17 protein-coding genes are annotated in these 19,704 nt (G+C 46.6%); all 17 read left to right on the plus strand.

Features of this window, described 5'->3' with window-relative positions; genetic code table 11:
- Positions 1–25: 25 nt before the first annotated feature.
- The 17 genes from glpK to WH46_RS05665 all read left to right on the plus strand — a co-directional run bounded on the left by glpK (position 26) and on the right by WH46_RS05665 (position 19,672).
- Positions 26–1,519 (plus strand): glycerol kinase GlpK, encoded by a 1,494-nt coding sequence (gene glpK, locus WH46_RS05590; protein ID WP_017814233.1) that lies wholly within the window; start codon positions 26–28, stop codon positions 1,517–1,519.
- Positions 1,520–1,852: 333 nt separating this feature from the next.
- Positions 1,853–2,830, plus strand: coding sequence for an iron-hydroxamate ABC transporter substrate-binding protein (locus WH46_RS05595; protein WP_046226042.1), 978 nt, complete (start codon positions 1,853–1,855; stop codon positions 2,828–2,830).
- Between the two features lie 379 nt (positions 2,831–3,209).
- Complete coding sequence (locus tag WH46_RS05600; RefSeq protein ID WP_407944400.1) at positions 3,210–4,889, plus strand: glycerol-3-phosphate dehydrogenase/oxidase; 1,680 nt, start codon at positions 3,210–3,212, stop codon at positions 4,887–4,889.
- Positions 4,890–5,090: 201 nt separating this feature from the next.
- Entirely contained in the window at positions 5,091–5,759 is a 669-nt protein-coding gene (locus WH46_RS23760) for a hypothetical protein (RefSeq protein WP_082208318.1), read from the plus strand.
- A 93-nt stretch (positions 5,760–5,852) separates the two neighbouring features.
- Entirely contained in the window at positions 5,853–6,776 is a 924-nt protein-coding gene (locus WH46_RS23765; RefSeq protein ID WP_156172225.1) for a fibronectin type III domain-containing protein, read from the plus strand.
- A gap of 207 nt (positions 6,777–6,983) precedes the next feature.
- A complete protein-coding gene (locus WH46_RS05610) occupies positions 6,984–7,487 on the plus strand; it encodes a hypothetical protein (protein WP_046226044.1) in 504 nt (167 codons plus the stop codon).
- Positions 7,488–7,799: 312 nt separating this feature from the next.
- Positions 7,800–9,131: a hemolysin family protein gene (locus WH46_RS05615; protein WP_046226045.1), complete on the plus strand. Its 1,332-nt coding sequence runs from the start codon at positions 7,800–7,802 to the stop codon at positions 9,129–9,131.
- A 297-nt stretch (positions 9,132–9,428) separates the two neighbouring features.
- Complete coding sequence (locus tag WH46_RS05620; protein ID WP_046226046.1) at positions 9,429–9,686, plus strand: YqkE family protein; 258 nt, start codon at positions 9,429–9,431, stop codon at positions 9,684–9,686.
- 286 nt (positions 9,687–9,972) lie between these two features.
- Positions 9,973–10,932 (plus strand): ABC transporter permease, encoded by a 960-nt coding sequence (locus WH46_RS05625; RefSeq protein ID WP_046226047.1) that lies wholly within the window; start codon positions 9,973–9,975, stop codon positions 10,930–10,932.
- A complete protein-coding gene (locus tag WH46_RS05630; protein ID WP_046226048.1) occupies positions 10,916–11,869 on the plus strand; it encodes an iron chelate uptake ABC transporter family permease subunit in 954 nt (317 codons plus the stop codon). The genes WH46_RS05625 and WH46_RS05630 overlap by 17 nt, the downstream gene beginning before the upstream one ends.
- A gap of 84 nt (positions 11,870–11,953) precedes the next feature.
- Positions 11,954–12,712, plus strand: a complete 759-nt coding sequence (locus WH46_RS05635) for an iron ABC transporter ATP-binding protein (RefSeq protein ID WP_046226049.1) — start codon at positions 11,954–11,956, stop codon at positions 12,710–12,712.
- 200 nt (positions 12,713–12,912) lie between these two features.
- Complete coding sequence (locus WH46_RS05640; RefSeq protein WP_046226050.1) at positions 12,913–13,869, plus strand: siderophore ABC transporter substrate-binding protein; 957 nt, start codon at positions 12,913–12,915, stop codon at positions 13,867–13,869.
- A 376-nt stretch (positions 13,870–14,245) separates the two neighbouring features.
- Positions 14,246–15,187, plus strand: coding sequence for a carbohydrate ABC transporter permease (locus WH46_RS05645; protein ID WP_017814244.1), 942 nt, complete (start codon positions 14,246–14,248; stop codon positions 15,185–15,187).
- A gap of 12 nt (positions 15,188–15,199) precedes the next feature.
- The gene (locus WH46_RS05650) at positions 15,200–16,084 is read left to right on the plus strand and encodes a carbohydrate ABC transporter permease (RefSeq protein WP_017814245.1); all 885 of its coding nucleotides are present in this window, start codon (positions 15,200–15,202) and stop codon (positions 16,082–16,084) included.
- A gap of 26 nt (positions 16,085–16,110) precedes the next feature.
- Positions 16,111–17,502, plus strand: coding sequence for an ABC transporter substrate-binding protein (locus WH46_RS05655; protein WP_017814246.1), 1,392 nt, complete (start codon positions 16,111–16,113; stop codon positions 17,500–17,502).
- A gap of 927 nt (positions 17,503–18,429) precedes the next feature.
- On the plus strand, positions 18,430–18,630 hold the full coding sequence (locus WH46_RS05660; RefSeq protein WP_017814248.1) for a YwbE family protein: 201 nt from the start codon (positions 18,430–18,432) through the stop codon (positions 18,628–18,630).
- 133 nt (positions 18,631–18,763) lie between these two features.
- On the plus strand, positions 18,764–19,672 hold the full coding sequence (locus tag WH46_RS05665) for an aldo/keto reductase (RefSeq protein ID WP_046226051.1): 909 nt from the start codon (positions 18,764–18,766) through the stop codon (positions 19,670–19,672).
- Positions 19,673–19,704 lie beyond the last annotated feature (32 nt).

The raw sequence follows: 19,704 nt of genomic DNA on the forward strand, positions 1-19,704 counted from the left end.
GATCATTCTGAGGAGGAACTAATAGATGGAACAGTATATTATGGCATTGGATCAAGGAACCACAAGCTCCCGCGCAATTCTTTTTAACAAAAAAGGCGAAATTCACTATATGGCACAACGCGAATTCCCGCAGTATTTCCCAAAACCAGGTCATGTCGAGCAAAATGCAGATGAGATCTGGAGTTCCATTCTGGCGGTTATCGCTTCCTGTCTGTCCGAATCCCATGTCAAACCGGCTCAAATCGCAGGTATCGGTATTACTAACCAGCGTGAGACGACTGTCATCTGGGATCGCAAAACAGGAGACCCGGTCTACAATGTACTCGTATGGCAGTCCCGTCAGAGTGCCTATATCTGTGAAGAGCTTAAAGCCAAAGGGCTGGAGCAGACATTCCGCGACAAAACGGGGCTGCTGATCGATCCTTATTTCTCCGGTACCAAAGTAAAATGGATTCTGGATAATGTGGATGGCGTACGTGAACGTGCCGAGCGTGGGGAGCTGATGTTCGGAACGATCGATACCTGGCTGATCTGGAAACTGTCCGGCGGCAAAGCCCATGTAACGGACTATTCCAATGCTTCCCGTACACTGATGTACAATATTTATGATCTGAAATGGGATGAGGAGCTGCTGGAAATTCTGGATATCCCGGCATCCTTGCTGCCGGAAGTTCGTCCTTCCTCCGAGGTATATGCTCATACCATCGATTATCATTTCTTCGGTCAAAGCGTTCCCATTGCCGGAGCAGCCGGTGACCAGCAGGCAGCTCTGTTCGGACAAGCTTGTTATGAAAAAGGATCGGTTAAAAATACGTATGGTACAGGCTGCTTCATGCTGATGAATACCGGCGAAGAGCCTATCCGCTCCGAGCATGGACTGATCACGACGATTGCCTGCGGTGTAGGCGACAAGATCAGCTACGCGCTAGAAGGCAGTATTTTCGTAGCCGGTTCTGCGATTCAGTGGTTGCGTGACGGACTGCGCATGTTCCGCGATGCCGCTGAAAGTGAAACCTATGCTTCCCGCGTCGAATCGACAGAAGGCGTCTATATCGTGCCTGCTTTTGTCGGACTGGGCAGTCCTTACTGGGATAGCGATGTACGCGGTGCAGCCTTTGGCCTGACACGCGGTACAAGCAAAGAGCACTTTATCCGTGCAACACTGGAGTCCCTGGCGTATCAGACCAAGGATGTACTGACAGCGATGGAGAGCGACAGCGGTGTAACTGTAGGTTCCCTCAAAGTCGATGGCGGAGCAGTAAAAAATGAATTCCTGATGCAGTTCCAAAGCGATATCCTCGGCGTACCGGTAGAGCGTCCGGCTGTTAACGAGACGACAGCACTGGGAGCCGCTTATCTGGCAGGTCTGGCTGTTGGTTATTGGGAAAGCCTGGACGAGATCGCTTCCACACACAGCGATCTGATCGATAACTTTGAACCGAAAATGGAAGATAAGTATCGTGAAGAACTGTACGGAGGATGGCAAAAAGCAGTACACGCAGCAATGGCATTCAAATAATACAGTATGCAGTAATATAATAAGTAATATCGTATTTCAATCATGCACCAGGCAGCGTACCCTACGCTGTGCAATATGCAAATAATACAAACCAAAAGCACTCGTTGCCCATCAGCAGCTTTTACAGTCTTGCTGAAGGACAAGGGGTGCTTTTGATTTGCAAACATAGCTGCTTATTATGGCAACCTGTACACAGCCACATAGTATAACGCTTACATATCAGACGAAAAACAGTAGCTAGACCCTGACATTTATGCTAAGATGTCAATTGCGAATGATAATCTTTATCATTACAAAAAGATCTACCAATCCCATCAAAGGCGGTCTTAACGTATGCATAAACAAAAAAGATTCACCATGATCATAATGGCTGTTCTGCTGATCAGTATTCTGGCAGCTTGTGGCCAATCCGCAACAAACGGCAGCAGTACAACTCCTGCAGCAGGTACAGATACTGCTCCGGCAGCACAAGAGAGTGCAACAATTACTTACAAAGCAGCCAATGGCGATGTAGAAGTTCCTCGTCATCCACAGCGTGTGGTTGTACTCGCAGACAGCTACTACGGCTATCTGTATTCACTCGGCATCAAACCGATTGCTACAACAAACAAGCCATTTGACAGTATCTATCTCAAAGACACAACAGAAGGCGTCACCAATCTGGGCGAAACGCCTGAAGTAGAAAAAGTGCTGGCACTGAATCCCGATCTGATCATCGTCTGGGATGGAGACGCCAATCTGGACAAATTCGCCAAAGTGGCACCAACAGTAGCGATCAAGTATGGTCAGTACACGTACAAGGAACAGCTACAAGAATTTGGCAAAATGACGGGTACCGAAGACAAAGCCAAAGAAGTGGCAACTGCCTGGGAATCCAAAATCAATGAAGTCAAACCACAGGTACAAGCAGCAGTAGGCGACAAAACGGTCTCTATTATCCAGCCTTATGCCAAAGGTGTATACGTCATGGGCGACAGCTTTGGCCGCGGCGGAGAGATTATCTATCAGGAGTTAGGACTCAAAGGTACCGAAATGACGCAAAAAGAAGCGATCGATAATGGTCCGGGTTATGTGAGCATCTCTTTGGAGAATGTTCCCGACTTTGCCGGTGATTATATCTTCACCGCTCCATGGGGCGGGGATGCCGACAAGGAAGGTACCTCGCTGTATAACAGTAGTCTATGGAAGCAGCTGCCTGCAGTGAAAGCCAAACATGTGTTCAATATCGATCCGATTGCCTATTATTTTAATGATCCAATCTCCATGAATGCACAGCTCGACTTTATCGTGAAAAGCCTGACAGGCAAGTAAATCAACGAGAAAGGTCAATCAGGTTAATGTGGAGGTATGGAGATAACAGTGACTCGCAGTCGTTATACGAACATTACTCTGTCAGCCGTACAGTAAGACCCGATTTTTTTCTGCTGTAAATTGTAATAATCAAAAATAATTATAAAATTTAAACGTTTTCTTTGCCTGAGTACAGTGCGGTATGTTATAATCGGATTACAAGTTAATAAATTCGTCATTAGACTTTGGAGAGACCACGAATACACGCGGCAGCAGCCGTTTATGTGTAATGTTCGTGGTCTCTTTTTTGTGGTTTTAACTGGAATAATATAGAAATTTAATCGGCTGAACAGCCACATACAAATGAACTTATCACAGGGAGGAAATAATAATGAACACGATGTTTGCAGCACAGGAACGAGCAACCGTATTACAGAAAATGAGTCAGGAGCCACTGGATGTACTGGTAATCGGAGGCGGAATTACCGGATCGGGGATTGCACTGGATGCTGTGACCCGCGGTATGAAGATTGGATTGGTCGAGATGCAGGACTTTGCAGCCGGAACATCGAGCCGTTCTACCAAGCTGGTGCATGGTGGACTGCGTTATCTGAAGCAATTCGAAGTGAAAATGGTTGCCGAAGTCGGCAAAGAGCGCGCGATCGTCTATGAGAATGGACCCCATGTGACGACACCGGAGTGGATGCTGCTTCCTTTCCACCAGGGCGGCACATTCGGCAGTTTCAGTACATCGATTGGTTTGCGGGTATATGATTTCCTCGCTGGCGTCAAAAGCAGTGAGCGACGCAAAATGCTGAGTGCCCAGGAGACGCTGAACAAGGAACCTCTGGTGAAGCAGGATGGACTCAAAGGCGGCGGTTATTATGTCGAGTACCGCACCGACGATGCACGCCTGACGATTGAAGTGATCAAGGAAGCGGTCAAGCGCGGAGCAATGGCTGCCAACTATACCAAAGCTGTTGATTTCATTTATGAAGATGGCAAGCTCAAAGGCGTTAAAGTCAAAGACACCATCAGCGGCAAAGAATACAAAATCTTCGCACGCAAAGTGATTAATGCAGCAGGACCATGGGTCGATACCCTGCGTAAAATCGATAACTCCAAAAAAGGCAAAACCCTGCAAATGACCAAAGGGATTCATCTGGTCATCGACCATGAACGCTTCCCGCTGGAGCAGGCGGTTTACTTTGATACACCGGATGGACGGATGGTATTCGCGATTCCAAGAGATGGCAAAACCTATGTGGGTACGACCGATACGGTCTACAAAGCCGATCCGATCCACCCGCGTATGACCACAGCCGATCGTGATTATGTAATCAAAGCGATCAACTACATGTTCCCGACTGTCAAAGTGACTGCCGAAGATGTGGAGTCCAGCTGGGCAGGAGTACGTCCGCTAATTCATGAAGACGGCAAATCCCCGTCCGAGATTTCCCGTAAAGATGAGATCTGGCAGTCCGACAGTGGCCTGATCACGATCGCTGGCGGCAAGCTGACCGGTTACCGCAAAATGGCTGAGATGGTCGTTGACCTGGCAGCCGAACTGCTGCAAAAAGAAACCGGTCAAACCTTCAAGGCTTCCCAAACCAAGCACATGGCAATCTCCGGTGGCGATGTAGGCGGCTCGGCAGGTCTGCCAGCCTTTATCCGTCAGCATGCCGATGCCGGGGCCAATGTAGGATTGACTCGCGAGCAGGCAGAGAAGCTGGCTGGTTTCTATGGCTCCAATGTGACCCAGTTGTTCGCTCGTGTGAATCAGCAGGATGCCATTGCCGAAGAACTCGGTCTGCCAGCGGATGTGCGTGTACGTCTCGTATACGCGATGGAAGAAGAAATGACAGCCAAGCCGGTCGATTTCTTTATCCGCCGTACGGGTGCTTTGTTCTTCAATATCGCCTGGGTACAAGAGTGGAAACAGCCGGTTATCGAGTATATGGCAAGACGCTTGAACTGGAATGCCGATCAGAAACGCCGCTATACCGATGAGCTGGAAGCCCAGCTGCATGATGCGGTAGTGCCTTCCGATGCGGAAGCAAGCAGTGAGTTTGCGGTATAAAATGTTAAATATAATCAAAAGCAAGATATTGGGTTTAAATACCTAGTATCTTGCTTTTTTATTGAATAAATATATTTATTAAATGCTAAAAATAGACTTTTTTAAGGTAATTCTATGAATTTAAATAAAGACTAGCAAAAATGTATCAATTTATGTATATTTAGATAGGAAATTAAATAGGTAATTAGGAGTGGTTATTGAGTGGGTAAAAAGTCGTTAATGTTAATGTTAATGTTAAGCATAGTGTCTATTTTGATAATACAAATGTTATCAATGGATAGTATCCATGCAGCAAGTAAATACACTGGTGGGTTACTTGATAATAAACCTTTAAGTTCAGGTACTAATTTTACGAGTCCGACAAGTACATCAGTCGTAGGAGCAACTGATGGTAATGTAAATAGCAAAGCGGATATGGCAGCTAGTAGTATGCTATGGTACACTTTTGACCAACCTCAAGAAATAAATTCACTCATTGTTAATGCTACTATCATTAATAATGTAAAAGTAGAGTTTTATGATGACAAGGACAATCTTGTATTGTCATATACTCCAATAGCAAATGATGGAGTAGAGTCATTACCGGTATCAGCTAAAAATATAAAGAACGTTATACTTAAAACAAGTCCTTCTGGAAATACAATTTATGAGTGGAACGTATTTACTACTCCAGCGGCTGCACCATCAGTGCCGACAATCACTCGTACTTATGGTGGAGATAAAGTTGTTAATTTGTATTGGAATAATAAAGGAGCAAGAAGCTATAATGTTAAGCGCTCTACGTCTGAAGGTGGGCCTTACTCTGTAATAGCTGAAGGAATTAAGGGACTAACCTTTACTGATAAAAACGTTGTTAACGGAACTACGTAATACTATGTTGTATCGGCAGTTAATGAAGCAGGAGAAAGTGGGAATTCTGCTCAGGTCGTTCTCAGACCAAATGCAACTAAATATACTAATGGATTGCTCGATGATAAACTCCTAAATGCAGGTACTGTTTTTACAAGCCCGACAAACACATCTGTTGCAGGAGCTACTGATAATAATGTAAATAGTAAAGCTGAGATGTCTGTTGATAGTATGCTTTGGTATATTTTTGATCAGCCAAAAGAAATAAATTCGGTTATTGTTAACGCTACACTTACTCGTAATACTAAGATAGAATTTTACGATGCTAAAGATAATTTAATACTTTCATATACTCCAGTAGCAAACGATACAATAGAATCATTGCCTACAGTTGCCCAAAATGTAAAGAAAGCTGTTCTTAAAACTAGTCCTACAGGGAACTCGATTTTTGAATGGAATGTATTTGGTAAAGACTACGGTGAGACACCTGTACAAGACTTAAAACTTACAGCTACAGCAGATAAACAAAATATAACTCTATCATGGAATGCAGTAAATGGTGCTTCCAAATATATCATTAAACGTGGTACGCAAGAGGGTGGGCCTTATGAAGTACTAAATACGGTTGATTCTCCAGCGCTTGAATATGTGGATAAAGATATTAAATCTGGAACAACTTATTACTACATTGTAGTGGCACAAAATGGCAGCAATCAGAATGTTGCAACTTCCAATGAAGTATCAGCAAGCCTTGGTACAGAAACTCCAACGCCAGGAGATAATGACGGTGGAGAAGTAACAGGTTCAAGAGCATTATTGACCATCGTATTAAATACAGGTGTAGAAAAAGAATATGATCTTTCAATGAGCGAGGTCAAAGCTTTCATTGCCTGGTATGAACAACGCGCTACCGGTTCAGGTGCTATTACTTTTGCAATCGACAAGCACAGCAATAATAAAGGACCTTTCAGCAGTCGTAAAGATTACATCATTTACGATAAAATCGTAACTTTTGAAGTGAATAGTTACGACAAATAAGATAACAAAGGTTCTAAATAATATACTCGTTATTGAATATTGAAATAAAAAGCTACCATGAATCCATGCATTAGGATCTTGGTAGCTTTTTTATTCCCCGACCAAAGTCCAGGTGCAAAATCATCCAGAGGCTGAGGTCAATTCGTATAATCTCATGGTATGCTGGATATACTCAGGTATACCATAAGGATAAAGGGGAGAAATAATATGATCAAAAGGGCGATTCTTGCGCCGGTGTTGCTGCTGCTGGGCGTGTATCTGTTTTTGAATCCGGGAGGTTCTGGCGGAGCGGGCGAGATTTTTGCGACATTCTGGCCGACGCTGTTCGTTATACCGCTTGGCCTGCTGTTTCAGTGGATGTATTTTTCACTGGTTGGGCCCAAAGGAGTCGGACTGTTGGTGCCGGGAGGTATACTGCTGACAGCCGGAGCGGTGAGCCAGCTGGCACAGATGTTTGGTATCTGGAGTTATATGTGGCCGGGCTTTATTCTAGCGGTAGCTATAGGGCTGTTCCAACTATACTGGTTCGGTTCGCGTAACAAATGGCTGCTGATTCCAATCAATATTCTGACTGTACTGTCGCTGCTCTTTTTCGCCGTATTCTCGATTGATTCATTGTTGTCACGACTTATATTTGTTCAGCCGCTGGTTGCTATTGCACTCGTACTGGGCGGCGCCTGGATGCTGCTTGAACGCAAAAAAGAATGGTAATACATCCGACGACAGCAGCTCCGCCATGTTACACTCGCAGATCGTAGAATGGCGGAGCTGCTGTCAGCACAATGTACATATCAGCATCTCGATCAGACATTTCCTATAGTGTACAAGCCATACTGAAAAGCTGCCCAATCGGCAGCTTTTTTTGACGTTTACCCATTCGGCAGCACATTCACGAAAACAGAGTCGGTAATTTTGGGTAATGGTATTCAGTGAATGCAAAAGCATACATATAATCAATATACATATACGTGGAAGGTACATGTACCCGCTATCGTCAATGGAAAAGGAGGCACCACCCCGCCTATGGAAACACTCAATGTCATGATCGTGATTTTACTTATTCTGCTCACATCCTTTTTTGTCGCATCGGAATATTCAATTATTCGGGTGCGGATCTCGCGGATTAATCAGCTGGCAGAAGAAGGCAACAAAAATGCCAAAGCCGTACAGTATATTATTTCCAAGCTGGACGAATTCCTGTCTGCCTGTCAGCTGGGCACTACGCTCACATCGCTGGCACTCGGCTGGCTCGGGGAGTCGACGATCGAGGAACTGCTGCATCCGCTGTTCGTCTGGCTGCAGATCCCGGCATCTCTCACGTCGGTACTGTCTTTCCTGATCGCGTTCCTGCTGATGACGTATTTTGAAGTCGTTATTGGGGAGCTAGTGCCCAAATCATTTGCGATTCAGGTGGCTGAACCGATGGCACTGTTTTTTGCCCGTCCGATGATTATTTTCTACAAAATCACCTTTCCGTTTAACTGGGTGCTCAGCCGTTCGGCTCGCCTAATCACTGGACTGTTCGGAGTAAAGCCGCTGTCCGAACAGGAGGTAGCACAAAGCGAAGCAGAGCTGCGATTTGCCCTCTCGGAAGGATACAAAAGCGGTAGCATCACGCCAACCGAATATCGTTATCTGAACAATGTATTTGATTTTGATGAACTGGTCGGCAGTGAAATTATGGTACCGCGTACGGAGATTATCTATATTGCACAGGATGCCTCTCTGGCTCAATTTTACGATATTATCCGCGAAGAGCCGTACAGCCTGATTCCGGTAGCGCTTGGCGGAGACAAAGACCGGATTATCGGTCTGCTCAATGTGAAGGAAGTACTGCGTGATGCAGTGAACCGGCCACATGCGCCAACCGATCCGATAGCTCCTTTTATTCGTCCTGTGCTGCAGCTGATCGAGACGGTCCCGGCACGTGAACTGCTCGGACAGATGCAAAAGGAAAATATTCATATGGCTGTTCTGCTGGATGAGTATGGCGGTACAGCAGGTATGGTTACACTGGAAGATATCCTGGAAGAAATCGTCGGCGATATTCCTTCCAAATCGGATATTGAGCCGCTGTCCACGCCAGCGATCAGCAAGCTGGGCGACAAGCATTACAAACTGCAGCCGCAAGCTTTGATTCATGAAGTCAACCGCCGCCTCGGTACGGATATTGAAGCAGGCGAAGCCTATACCATCGGTGGCTGGATTCTGTCACGCAAATTCAATATTCGCGAAGGTCAATCGGTTGTGGAAGAACATTATGAATTTACAGTCACACGGATGGATCAGCACCATATCCGAGAGATTGAAGTACAGCCCTATGAACCCGAGGAAACAGAGGAAGAGAATGACTAAACACTAGAGACGTCCTCGATAAATACAAGCAGCTTCTATCATACAAATCACTATCTTGGAAGCAGACGTAGTATAAACAGCTGTGTGACAGGAAGCAAGCCCAATAAACAGCCGTGAAATTACCACAAAAAGAAACTGGTAACGTAGGCATAAGGGACAAGTATAAAATTGGCCTGCCCCTTCACTGGCATCACCGGGAAATGATATAATATAATGAATGCCAGCCTTTACGGATCAATAATCATACATGACCGGATGCGGCTGATATTCCAACTCTGGATAACGGGGGAATACAAGATGGCCAAGAAAAATAAAGCTCCGGCAAGACCGGCAGCAGCACAGGATAAACCGGCTACACTCAAAGATCTGTTGAGTTCAGATGTACTCGATAAGCTCAAAGCCCAGGCCAACGAGATGCGCGAAGAAGAACAGCAGCGCCAGGAGCAGGAGCGTCAAAAGGCGGAAGAAGCCCGCAAAGCCGAGCAGAAGCGCAAAGATAATGATTTTGAGTATCTGCTGGAGAACAGCAAGCAGGATTGGAAAAAATACAAATAAGCTGTTTATAGCGCTGCATAACAAGCCATTCGAGGCATCGAGAAACCGTATTCGATGTCACCGAATGGCTTTTTTAATGATCTTAATGATAATGATTATCAAAAAAAGGTTGATCAATGATAGATAAGTAGCTACAATGATACTTTGTAATCTATTGATAATGAATATCATTATCGAATGTAAAAAAATCCATATTACATAACAGGTCAGGTATCAGGAGGGAGGATTACCTTAAAAAGGAGCATACAGACACGTATATCGCCTTTTTACAGGACTATATCTGCATATGAAATTAAGAACACTTCTTATACTATTTGCTCTTCTGGCGATCAGCTCTTTGTTCGTAGGGGTTAAGGATCTTCGTCCATGGGAAATGTTCAGCTGGACAGCCGAGCAACAGCAGGTATTCTGGATCAGCCGGATCCCGAGACTGATCAGTATTATTATCGCCGGTGCCTGCATGAGTATAGCCGGACTGATCATGCAGCAGCTCAGCCGCAACAAATTTGTCTCTCCGACGACAGCAGGAACGATTGAATGGACACGACTCGGGATCCTGGTCTCGATGATGCTATTCGCAGCGGCAGCACCACTGATCAAGATGAGTATTGCTTTTGTATTTGCTCTGGGTGGTACTTTCTTGTTTATGCAAGTACTGAATCGGATCAAGTTCAAAGATACGGTGTTTATCCCGCTTGTAGGGCTAATGCTCGGTAATGTGGTCAGCTCGATAGCGACTTATTTTGCCTATCGGTACGATCTGGTACAGAATATTTCTTCCTGGCTGCAGGGCAACTTCTCGCTGGTACTGCAGGGACGATACGAGCTGCTGTATATCAGCGTGCCGCTCGTCATTATCGCGTATATCTATGCCAATCGGTTTACGCTGGCAGGTATGGGAGAGGATTTTGCCACCAATCTGGGACTGAATTATAAAAGGGTAGTCACACTCGGGCTGATCATCGTCTCACTGATCTCGGCATCGGTTGTATTGACGGTCGGCTCGATACCTTATCTTGGATTGATCATCCCGAATATCGTCAGTATTTATCGCGGCGATCATCTCAAGAAAAGTCTGATGCATACCGCGTTGCTTGGAGCGAGCTTTGTACTGCTGTGCGATGTGCTGGGACGAATTATTATTTACCCTTATGAGATTCCGATCGGGGTGATGGTGGGTGTCATTGGCAGCGGCATTTTCCTCTATCTGTTGTTAAGGAGAGATGCATATGCGGCTTCAAGCTAAAATCTGGTGGATGACCGGAGCCTCGCTTGTATTAATCGCCCTGTTTTTGCTGGTCAAGCTGAATCCGGTCAATCTGGATTATGTACTTCCCCGGCGGGGAGCCAAGATTACGGCGATTGTACTGACCGGTATAACGATTGCATTTGCCTCGGTTATTTTTCAGACGATTACGAATAACCGGATTCTGACGCCGAGTGTGATGGGACTGGATTCGCTGTATGTGTTTATCCAGTCGGTGATTGCTTTTGTGTTTGGAACATCGAGTCTGTTTATGCAGAATGCGAATGTGAACTTCCTGCTCTGTGTGATCGGGATGATCGCCTTTTCCGGAGTGCTGTACCGGCTGATGTTCCGGCGGGAGAATCAGAATATCTATTTTCTGCTGCTGATCGGTATGATCCTGGGCAGTTTCTTCTCCAGTCTTTCGACCTTTATGCAGGTGCTGATTGATCCGAATGAATTCCTGATTTTGCAGAACAAGCTGTTTGCCAGCTTCAACAAGGTCAATACGGATCTGCTCTGGCTCGCCCTGATTGGTACGGTAGCGGTCTTCGTATATGTGTATCCGTATATCAAGTACTTTAATGTACTGGCACTGGGCAAGGATCATGCGGTCAATCTGGGCATTGATTATGACCGTGTCGTCAAACGATTACTGCTGGCAGTAGCGGTACTGGTGTCGATCTCGACAGCATTGGTTGGACCGATTCTGTTCCTTGGACTGCTCGTGGTCAATCTGGCGCGAGAGTTCCTGCCGACCTATCGGCACAGTTATCTGATTGCAGGCACTGTACTCATTGCCATTATCACGCTGGTAGGTGGGCAGTTCATTGTGGAGCGGATATTTGCTTTCTCGACACCGCTCAGTGTGATCGTGAATTTCTTTGGCGGCAGTTACTTCCTGTATTTGCTGCTTCGGGGCAATATCGCGAGATAGACGGCTGCAGGACCGAAGATCACATCACGAATCTGCGCAGAACAGGAAAACCTGATCGACGTGGTCATGAAAGGAAGAGAAATCATGCTGGAAGTCAAAAACCTGTCCAAAACCTATAATGGCAAAAAAGTGGTCGACGATGTCTCCCTGACCATTAACAAAGGGCAGATCACTTCATTTATCGGCCCGAACGGTGCAGGCAAAAGTACCCTGCTCTCCATGATCAGCCGCCTGATTACGAGAGATCAGGGTGAGGTATGGCTGGAAGGCCGTGAAATTAGCAGCTGTGACAGCAGAGAGCTGGCGCGTACGCTGGCAATTCTCAAACAGGCCAACCATATCGAACTGCGACTGACGATTCGCGAACTGGTTGCTTTTGGCCGGTTTCCCTATTCACAGGGCCGGCTGAAAAAGGAAGATGAGCATCATGTGGATGAAGCGATTGCCTATATGGGACTCACCGAGATGCAGCACAAGTATCTCGACGAACTGAGCGGCGGGCAGAAGCAGCGTGCCTATATTGCGATGGTGCTCGCCCAGGATACGGAGTATATTCTGCTCGATGAGCCGCTTAATAATCTGGATATGAAGCACTCGGTCCAGATTATGCAGACGCTGCGCCGGATGGTACAGGAACTGGGTAAGACGATTGTGCTGGTCATTCACGATATTAACTTTGCCTCCTGTTACTCGGATCGGATCGTTGCACTCAAGAATGGCCAGATTGTACAGCAAGGCAGTGTGGAGGAGATTATCGATACCGATGTACTGCGCGGCATCTATGATCTGGAGATTGGTATCCAGGAGATTGAAGGGCAGCGCATTTGTACATTTTACGCTTAATATCTGTATGGAAACACTAGGAAAACTGCTGCGATACAAGCAGGTAACGATGCACAATTCGCAACTGTCTACACAAGTAATAGAAGAACCCGCTATCTGCATGCCGCTATACGGCTCAGAAGAAACTGCAAATGGCAGTGCTTCAATTTGAATAAAGTATCTATGCAAGAACCAATATACGTACTAAAGGGGAGTTTATAATGAAAAAATGGACACTGAGTCTGACACTTATTCTGGCAATTCTGGTACTGGCCGCTTGTGGCAAAGAAGCCGGATCGACGACCGGGGCAGCCGCAGGAAGCGATACTGCACAGGCAGCTACTGTCAAAGTCGCTCAAAAGACAGGAGATGTCGAAGTACCGAAAAACCCGCAGCGTGTTGTTGTATTTGATATGGGTATCCTGGATACTATGGACCAGTTAGGGATCAAGCCTGTTGCTTTACCGCAAGATGGTCTTCCTCCATATTTGAAAAAATATGCAGATAGCGAGTATATTAATGCAGGCGGATTGAAAGAGCCAGACTTTGAGAAAGTCAGTGAAGCGGCACCGGATCTGATCATTATTTCCGGTCGTCAGGCCGATTCCTATGAAGAGTTCAGCAAGATTGCACCGACAATCAACTTGAGCGTTGATACCAACAATTACATGAAGTCCTTTACCCAAAACATGAATACAATAGGTGAAATCTTCGGCAAGCAGGATGAGATCAACAAAGCGCTGACTGCTATTAATGATGAAGTCACAGCTACACAGGAAAAAGTGAAAAAAGCAAATCATAATGCGCTGATTGTACTCGCCAACGAAGGAAGCCTGAGTGCATATGGAGCCGGTTCACGCTTTGGACTTATTCACGATGTACTGGGCTTCAAAGCGGTTGATCCCAATATCGAAGTATCTACACACGGACAAAGTGTATCTCCGGAGTATGTAGCAGAGAAGAATCCGGACTACCTGTTTGTGGTAGACCGTGGCAGAGCGATTGGTGAAGAGTCTTCTGCCAAAGCAACAGTAGAGAATGCACTGGTCAAAAACACGAATGCTTACAAAAACGGACACATTGTCTATTTGAACCCATACTACTGGTACTTGTCTGGTGGCGGTCTGCAATCCGTATCCGAAATGATCAAAGAAGTAGGCGATTCAGTACAAGGTTAAGAATGTACGTTTTGTAAAGTTCATATAAATGGAACTCCGTGAAAACAGGAAAATAAGCAAAAATATGCCAACAGTCCTGTAAAGCTGGTTATACGGATCTATTTCCAATTCATATTCTAGTCTAAAGGAAGCTACGAGTCATATCGTAGCTTTCTTTTTGTTATATAAAGTGACATGAAAAGGTGATTAGAATGTTGGATATCTGCTAAAATTCGATTTTTACAGCTGAAAATTAATTTTATTGATCAGACCAATTAACTATTTTAATAACTACATTACATAAAAAGAGAACTATACTCTAGAAATTAATCATTATTTCATTATAATGATTATAACAACAGGTGCTGCTCACAAAACTTTCAAGGAAAGAAGGTGGATGATGGTGTCTGAAAATACACAGGTCATTACAGGTCAACAAACCACAGCCGTCCGCAAAAAATGGCTGCGTTCCACCGATATCGCCGGCTGGTGCTTTGTCCTGCCGCTGCTCGTCGGAGTACTGGGTTTCTCCCTGTATCCCATGGTCTCTGCACTGCTGACAAGCTTCCGCGGTAATGGCGCTGCCTCTGCGCAGTGGGTAGGATTGACCAACTATTCCAGGGTGCTGCAGGACGATCTGTTCTGGGGTGCTCTCTACAACACAATCTATATTGGCGGGCTGTCGGCCATCCTTGGTATTGTGTTCTCCTTTATTCTGGCGAGCCTGGTGCATCATCTGCCCTGGCAGCGTACACGCAATTTGTTCAAGGCGATTTTCTTCCTTCCCAATGTAGTTTCTGCCGTAGCGACAAGTCTTCTGTTCAGTCTGTTGTTTCATCCGGGCAAAGAAGGTCTGATCAACTATGCGCTGAACTGGTTCGGTATCGATCCGGTTGGCTGGTTTACCGATCCTTCGATTGCACGTCTGAGTGTAGTCTTCATGATTCTGTGGAGTGCACTGGGCTACAACACGATCATATTCCTGGCTGCGCTGCAAAGTGTACCACGTGAACAGTACGAAGCTGCGGATATCGATGGAGCAAGTGCGCTGGGCAAGTGGCGGTATATTACGATTCCGTCGCTGCGTCCGATCTTCCTGTTCATGATCGTAATGGGTGTGATTAACGGAATGAAGCAGTTCACCAACGTATGGCTGATCGGCGGCAGTGCCGGTAATCCATCCGGTGCGTTGATGACTTCGGTGCTGTACATTTACCGCAATGCCTTTTTGTCTTCCCAGCTGGGAATTGCAACGGCAGCGTCGTATCTGCTGTTTGTATTCATTCTGCTGCTGACACTGGTTATCCTCAAGGTAAACGCCAGAAACCAATTGAACTAGGAGGCTGACGACATGGATAAAACTGCACCATCCCTCCCCAAAGCTCCGATAAAGCTGGGACATCAAACCAGTCGCAAGTTCACCAGCTTTGCGATCATGTTCATTCTTTGCGCCGCCTCTGTGACGATGGTATTACCGTTTATCTGGATGGTTATGACCAGTTTTGACTGGGGAGCACGGCTCAATATTCCGTTTCCGCCAAGTTTTTGGCCGGAAGATCCGTCACTACGGACATACCGTGCAGCGCTGACCAATGTCGATCTGATCCGCTATATTCTCAATTCATTTGTTGTCGCGATCGGTGTGATTGTAATCAGTCTGTTCTCTGCACTGCTGTCGGGTTATGCACTGTCCAAGATCCGTTTCAAAGGAGCGGGCATGGTGCTGGTATTGGCGCTTAGTACGATGATGATTCCTTTTGAAATGACGATGATTCCGCAGTACATGCTGTTTAACCAGATCCATCTCCTGGATACATATTGGGTTTTCTTTTTGCCGGCACTGAATTATGCGTTTGGGACTTTCTTGTGCAAGCAGTTTATTGACGGACTGCCGGGTGAGCTGCGCGAAGCGGCACTGATCGACGGAGCGAGTGAATATGGCATCTTCCCTCGGATTTATCTGCCGCTCTGTATGCCGATTTTTGCCACGATGGTCATTCTGCAGTTCCTGGGTGTCTGGAATGAATTGATCTGGCCGCTGCTGGCGCTAAATAATCCGGACAAATACACGATTCAGCTCGGTCTGGCCATGTTCAATTACAATAACGGTTCCCGTCAGATGCCATCGATTATTATGGCTGCAACCTGTATCAGTCTGATTCCGGTACTGGTGCTGTATATGTTCCTGCAAAAATATATTGTAGAGAGTATCGCAACAACAGGTCTGAAGCAGTAACCAAATCCGACAAAGGGGGTAATCCGATGAGACGAAATTGGCAAACGGTATGTATTGTGCTGCTGGTGATGATTCTGACAGCGTGTAGTTCCTCGGCAGAAGGCGAAGCGGGTTCGCAGACGTATAGTACGGAAAATGTAAAAAAAGTGTCCGATGTATCCGGCACGGTACGTCTTTCCCTGGCGGGCTGGCAGCTGGAGAATGGTATCGATCCGGTGACCGGACAGGAGACGACCGGATTTAACCAGTATATCGACGATACATTCAAGAAGATGTATCCGAATATCAAACTGGAGATCACCCAGGTGCCGTGGGAGAATGCCCAGGCCAAGCAGCGTGCTCAGCTGATGTCCGGTGATGTGGATGTTATTTATACCGGCGGAGCTTTTGCTGCCCAGTATTATAATGAAGGATTGCTGCGCGATCTGGATGATCTGATCGAGAAGGACAAGACTTTTGATCCAGGTATCTATCTGGAAGGAATCTGGAATAGCTCTTACAGCACACGTTCGCCGGATGGAGAGCACCAGTACGGAATCCCGGCTATTCTCGGCAAACGCGTCACCATCTATGACAAGCAGATCTTCGCCGATTGGGGTGTAGAGCCACTGTCCGAAGTCCCAACCCCGGAAGAAATTCTGGAGAAAGCCAAAAAAATGACTGGTACCGATCCTAAAACCGGCGAGCAGACGTACGGTCTGTGGTTCTCCGGTAACTCGATTAACCAGTCCACCTTTGTCGCACTGAGCTACTATTTTGGTGAAAAAGGCGGCGAAGGCACACTCGACAAACCCGGCGATATCAAATGGTCGCTGAATACACCGGGTATGGTCAAAGCGCTGGAATGGATGGGCGAAGCAGCCAAACTGGCACCACCGGCATTTGTAAATGGTAGTGGCGAAGAAAACTTTGGTCTTGAAAAGAACAATGTCGCCATGGTACTGGATAACAGCGGGACTACGATCATGAGTGAATTCCGTGCCAATGGAGACAAGGAACTGCTGGATCGTTATGTACCGGTCATGAATATCGGTAAAGACGGTACCGGATGGGTAGCGGTAGACCCATTTATTATGGCCAAAAAAGCCCAGAACCCGGAAGCTTCGTGGGAAGTGATGAAGTTCCTGGCGAGCTATGACACCCAGAAGTGGGCGTATCTGAATTTTGACTATACGCCGACACTGAAAAAAGCAGACTTTATCGAAGAAAATAACGGCTATGTCAAAAATGCCATGAAGATGGCGGACATTACCAAGCCAACACTCATGGACGAAGCCAATCCATTCTACAACAGCGAAATTGTACCCGCGGTCAACGGTTATCTGAGCGAGTCGGCCAACGGCAAGTCACCGGATGCCAAGGCATTGCTGGAACGACTGCAGTCGCGTGCAGAAGACTGGTCGGCTAATCAGAAGTGATGCAAGCAGAGGATAACGGTCTGTTGAGATAGGGCATGTATCTGTGGATTTCTGTTGTGAGATCATGCATTCCAGAAAGGAATAAGGGCACGTCCTTGGGTGGAGCCCAGGAATCTATGGATAAGGAGAAGCTGTAGATTCCCGGGCTCCAAAGTCGTCCTTTGCCCTTATTTCCTTTCTTCCATTACGAGGGAGGATATACTATAGATCTTTCTGGAAGGAGAACAGTACAGCTTGAGTAATCTGATTTGCTATATGAGGTTTATTAAGGGATAGCTGCTATCGCAGTCTGTCCCTTCTTTTCGGTTGCTTATTTATAGAGAACAACTTATTGATTATACGGCTTTCTGGGTAAGTACATATTTGATTTGGGATGAAGGGATTGGTCTGTATAGTGCTTTAGCGATACCGCATGCTCTATCGCTGCATATATAAAATAAATTTAAAGATTGTATAGTTAATGTTCTACTCCCTCAGTAGACTTGTTCCGTAAGCCCGTAAGCCCGTAAGCCCGTAAGCCCGTAAGCCCGTAAGCCCGTAAGCCCGTAAGCCCGTAAGCCTTTGCCCTACAACTCCGTCCAGCCAACAGTTACTCACTGCACAGAGCGCAGGCAAGGGAATAGAGCTAAGGACGACCTTTAAGCCTGGAGATCCTCATTTCTTCCCCCATATAAAAGGATCTCCAGGCTTAATCGGAGGACGTGCTCTATCCCTTGCCGGAGCGGAACAGATATGGAGCTGGACTACACACAGTCATACCCCCGCAATCACTTACAAGAGCAATATACATGCAAATGCCATTCAACAGACTTTTGTAGATTTCAGCCAAGTATTATAAAATACGCTGTAGACACAGCGAATAGAGATCAAGAGCCTGAATCCGGCACCGTTCGATAAGCAACGATCAGGCAGAAAGGAAACACACTTATGAATGGACAGACACGCGCCAATATCAAAGCAGGCCTGGAAGTGGATATTGTGCTCAAGCAGGATCAACGTACAGGCAAGCTGACCCGCGGGGTAGTCAAGGATATCCTGACCAACTCTCCGAACCATCCGCACGGAATCAAGGTCAGACTGACGTCCGGCCAGGTAGGACGGGTAAAGAATATTATTGCTCCTTCCTGAACATCGCAGATCGATTCAGCTGGAAATAGGTTTTGCCTTATTTTCCATAAGAAGTTGAATAGAGCTCACCACAGAATAAACACTAGGAAGCAGTATCATACACTAAATAAAATACAAGAGAGGAGCACACATAATGAAACAGAACAAACTGGGAGGTACCGATCTGGTAGTCGGTGAAATTGGACTGGGCTGTATGTCGCTCGGCACCGAAGAGAGTAAAGCCATCGCGTTGCTGCACGAAGCGCTCGATCTGGGCGTCACGCTGCTTGATACAGCAGACCTATATGATGAGGGACGCAACGAAGAAATTGTCGGCAAAGCAATCAAAGGCCGCCGGAGCGATGTTGTACTCGCTACCAAAGTCGGCAATCGCCGTATTCCGGGCCAGGACGGCTGGTTATGGGACGCGTCCAAGGAGTATATCCTGGAGGCGGTCAAGGACAGTCTGCGCCGCTTACAAACCGATTATATCGATCTGTATCAGCTGCATGGCGGTACGATGGACGATAATATCGATGAGGCTATTGAAGCTTTTGAACAGTTGAAAAACGAAGGACTGATTCGCCAGTATGGCATTTCTTCGATTCGTCCCAATGTTATTCGTGAATACGTGAAGCGTTCGCATCTGGTCAGCGTGATGAGCCAGTACAGCATCCTGGATCGTCGTCCGGAAGAGGAGGTTCTGCCGTTGCTGGCAGAGAATGGTATCAGCGCTATTGTTCGTGGCCCGGTAGCCAGCGGAGCTCTTGCAGACGGACGCGAAGACAAGGCGCAAAAGGGCTATCTCGGTATCGATGGAGCCGAGATTATGGATCTGCGTCGTCAGCTCGAACCGTTATGCGGAACGGAGCGCAGCATGAGTCAGTTGGCAATTCGTTATGCGCTGTCTCATCCGGCCGTTGGTGCTGTGATTCCGGGAGCGAGTTCCTCGGAGCAGCTGCGTCATAATGTAGAAGCCGCTTCATCTCCAGCATTGACCGAGGACGAAGTACGACTGATCCGTTCGATCCGTCCTGCCAATCAGTATACCCAGCATCGTTAAGCAGGGCAGTTGTAGTCATTTGGAGCATCTCC

It is taken from the genome of Paenibacillus dauci (assembly GCF_000971985.1).
Classification (GTDB): Bacteria; Bacillota; Bacilli; order Paenibacillales; family Paenibacillaceae; genus Saccharibacillus; species Saccharibacillus dauci.

Excerpts from the sequence above, each read along its gene's own strand:
- glpK (WP_017814233.1), top strand. The coding sequence starts at position 26 with ATGGAACAGTATATTATGGCATTGGATCAAGGAACCACAAGCTCCCGC.
- WH46_RS05595 (WP_046226042.1), top strand. The coding sequence starts at position 1,853 with ATGCATAAACAAAAAAGATTCACCATGATCATAATGGCTGTTCTGCTG.
- WH46_RS05600 (WP_407944400.1), top strand. The coding sequence starts at position 3,210 with ATGTTTGCAGCACAGGAACGAGCAACCGTATTACAGAAAATGAGTCAG.
- WH46_RS05610 (WP_046226044.1), top strand. The coding sequence starts at position 6,984 with ATGATCAAAAGGGCGATTCTTGCGCCGGTGTTGCTGCTGCTGGGCGTG.
- WH46_RS05615 (WP_046226045.1), top strand. The coding sequence starts at position 7,800 with ATGGAAACACTCAATGTCATGATCGTGATTTTACTTATTCTGCTCACA.
- WH46_RS05620 (WP_046226046.1), top strand. The coding sequence starts at position 9,429 with ATGGCCAAGAAAAATAAAGCTCCGGCAAGACCGGCAGCAGCACAGGAT.
- WH46_RS05625 (WP_046226047.1), top strand. The coding sequence starts at position 9,973 with ATGAAATTAAGAACACTTCTTATACTATTTGCTCTTCTGGCGATCAGC.
- WH46_RS05630 (WP_046226048.1), top strand. The coding sequence starts at position 10,916 with ATGCGGCTTCAAGCTAAAATCTGGTGGATGACCGGAGCCTCGCTTGTA.
- WH46_RS05635 (WP_046226049.1), top strand. The coding sequence starts at position 11,954 with ATGCTGGAAGTCAAAAACCTGTCCAAAACCTATAATGGCAAAAAAGTG.
- WH46_RS05640 (WP_046226050.1), top strand. The coding sequence starts at position 12,913 with ATGAAAAAATGGACACTGAGTCTGACACTTATTCTGGCAATTCTGGTA.
- WH46_RS05645 (WP_017814244.1), top strand. The coding sequence starts at position 14,246 with ATGATGGTGTCTGAAAATACACAGGTCATTACAGGTCAACAAACCACA.
- WH46_RS05650 (WP_017814245.1), top strand. The coding sequence starts at position 15,200 with ATGGATAAAACTGCACCATCCCTCCCCAAAGCTCCGATAAAGCTGGGA.
- WH46_RS05655 (WP_017814246.1), top strand. The coding sequence starts at position 16,111 with ATGAGACGAAATTGGCAAACGGTATGTATTGTGCTGCTGGTGATGATT.
- WH46_RS05660 (WP_017814248.1), top strand. The coding sequence starts at position 18,430 with ATGAATGGACAGACACGCGCCAATATCAAAGCAGGCCTGGAAGTGGAT.
- WH46_RS05665 (WP_046226051.1), top strand. The coding sequence starts at position 18,764 with ATGAAACAGAACAAACTGGGAGGTACCGATCTGGTAGTCGGTGAAATT.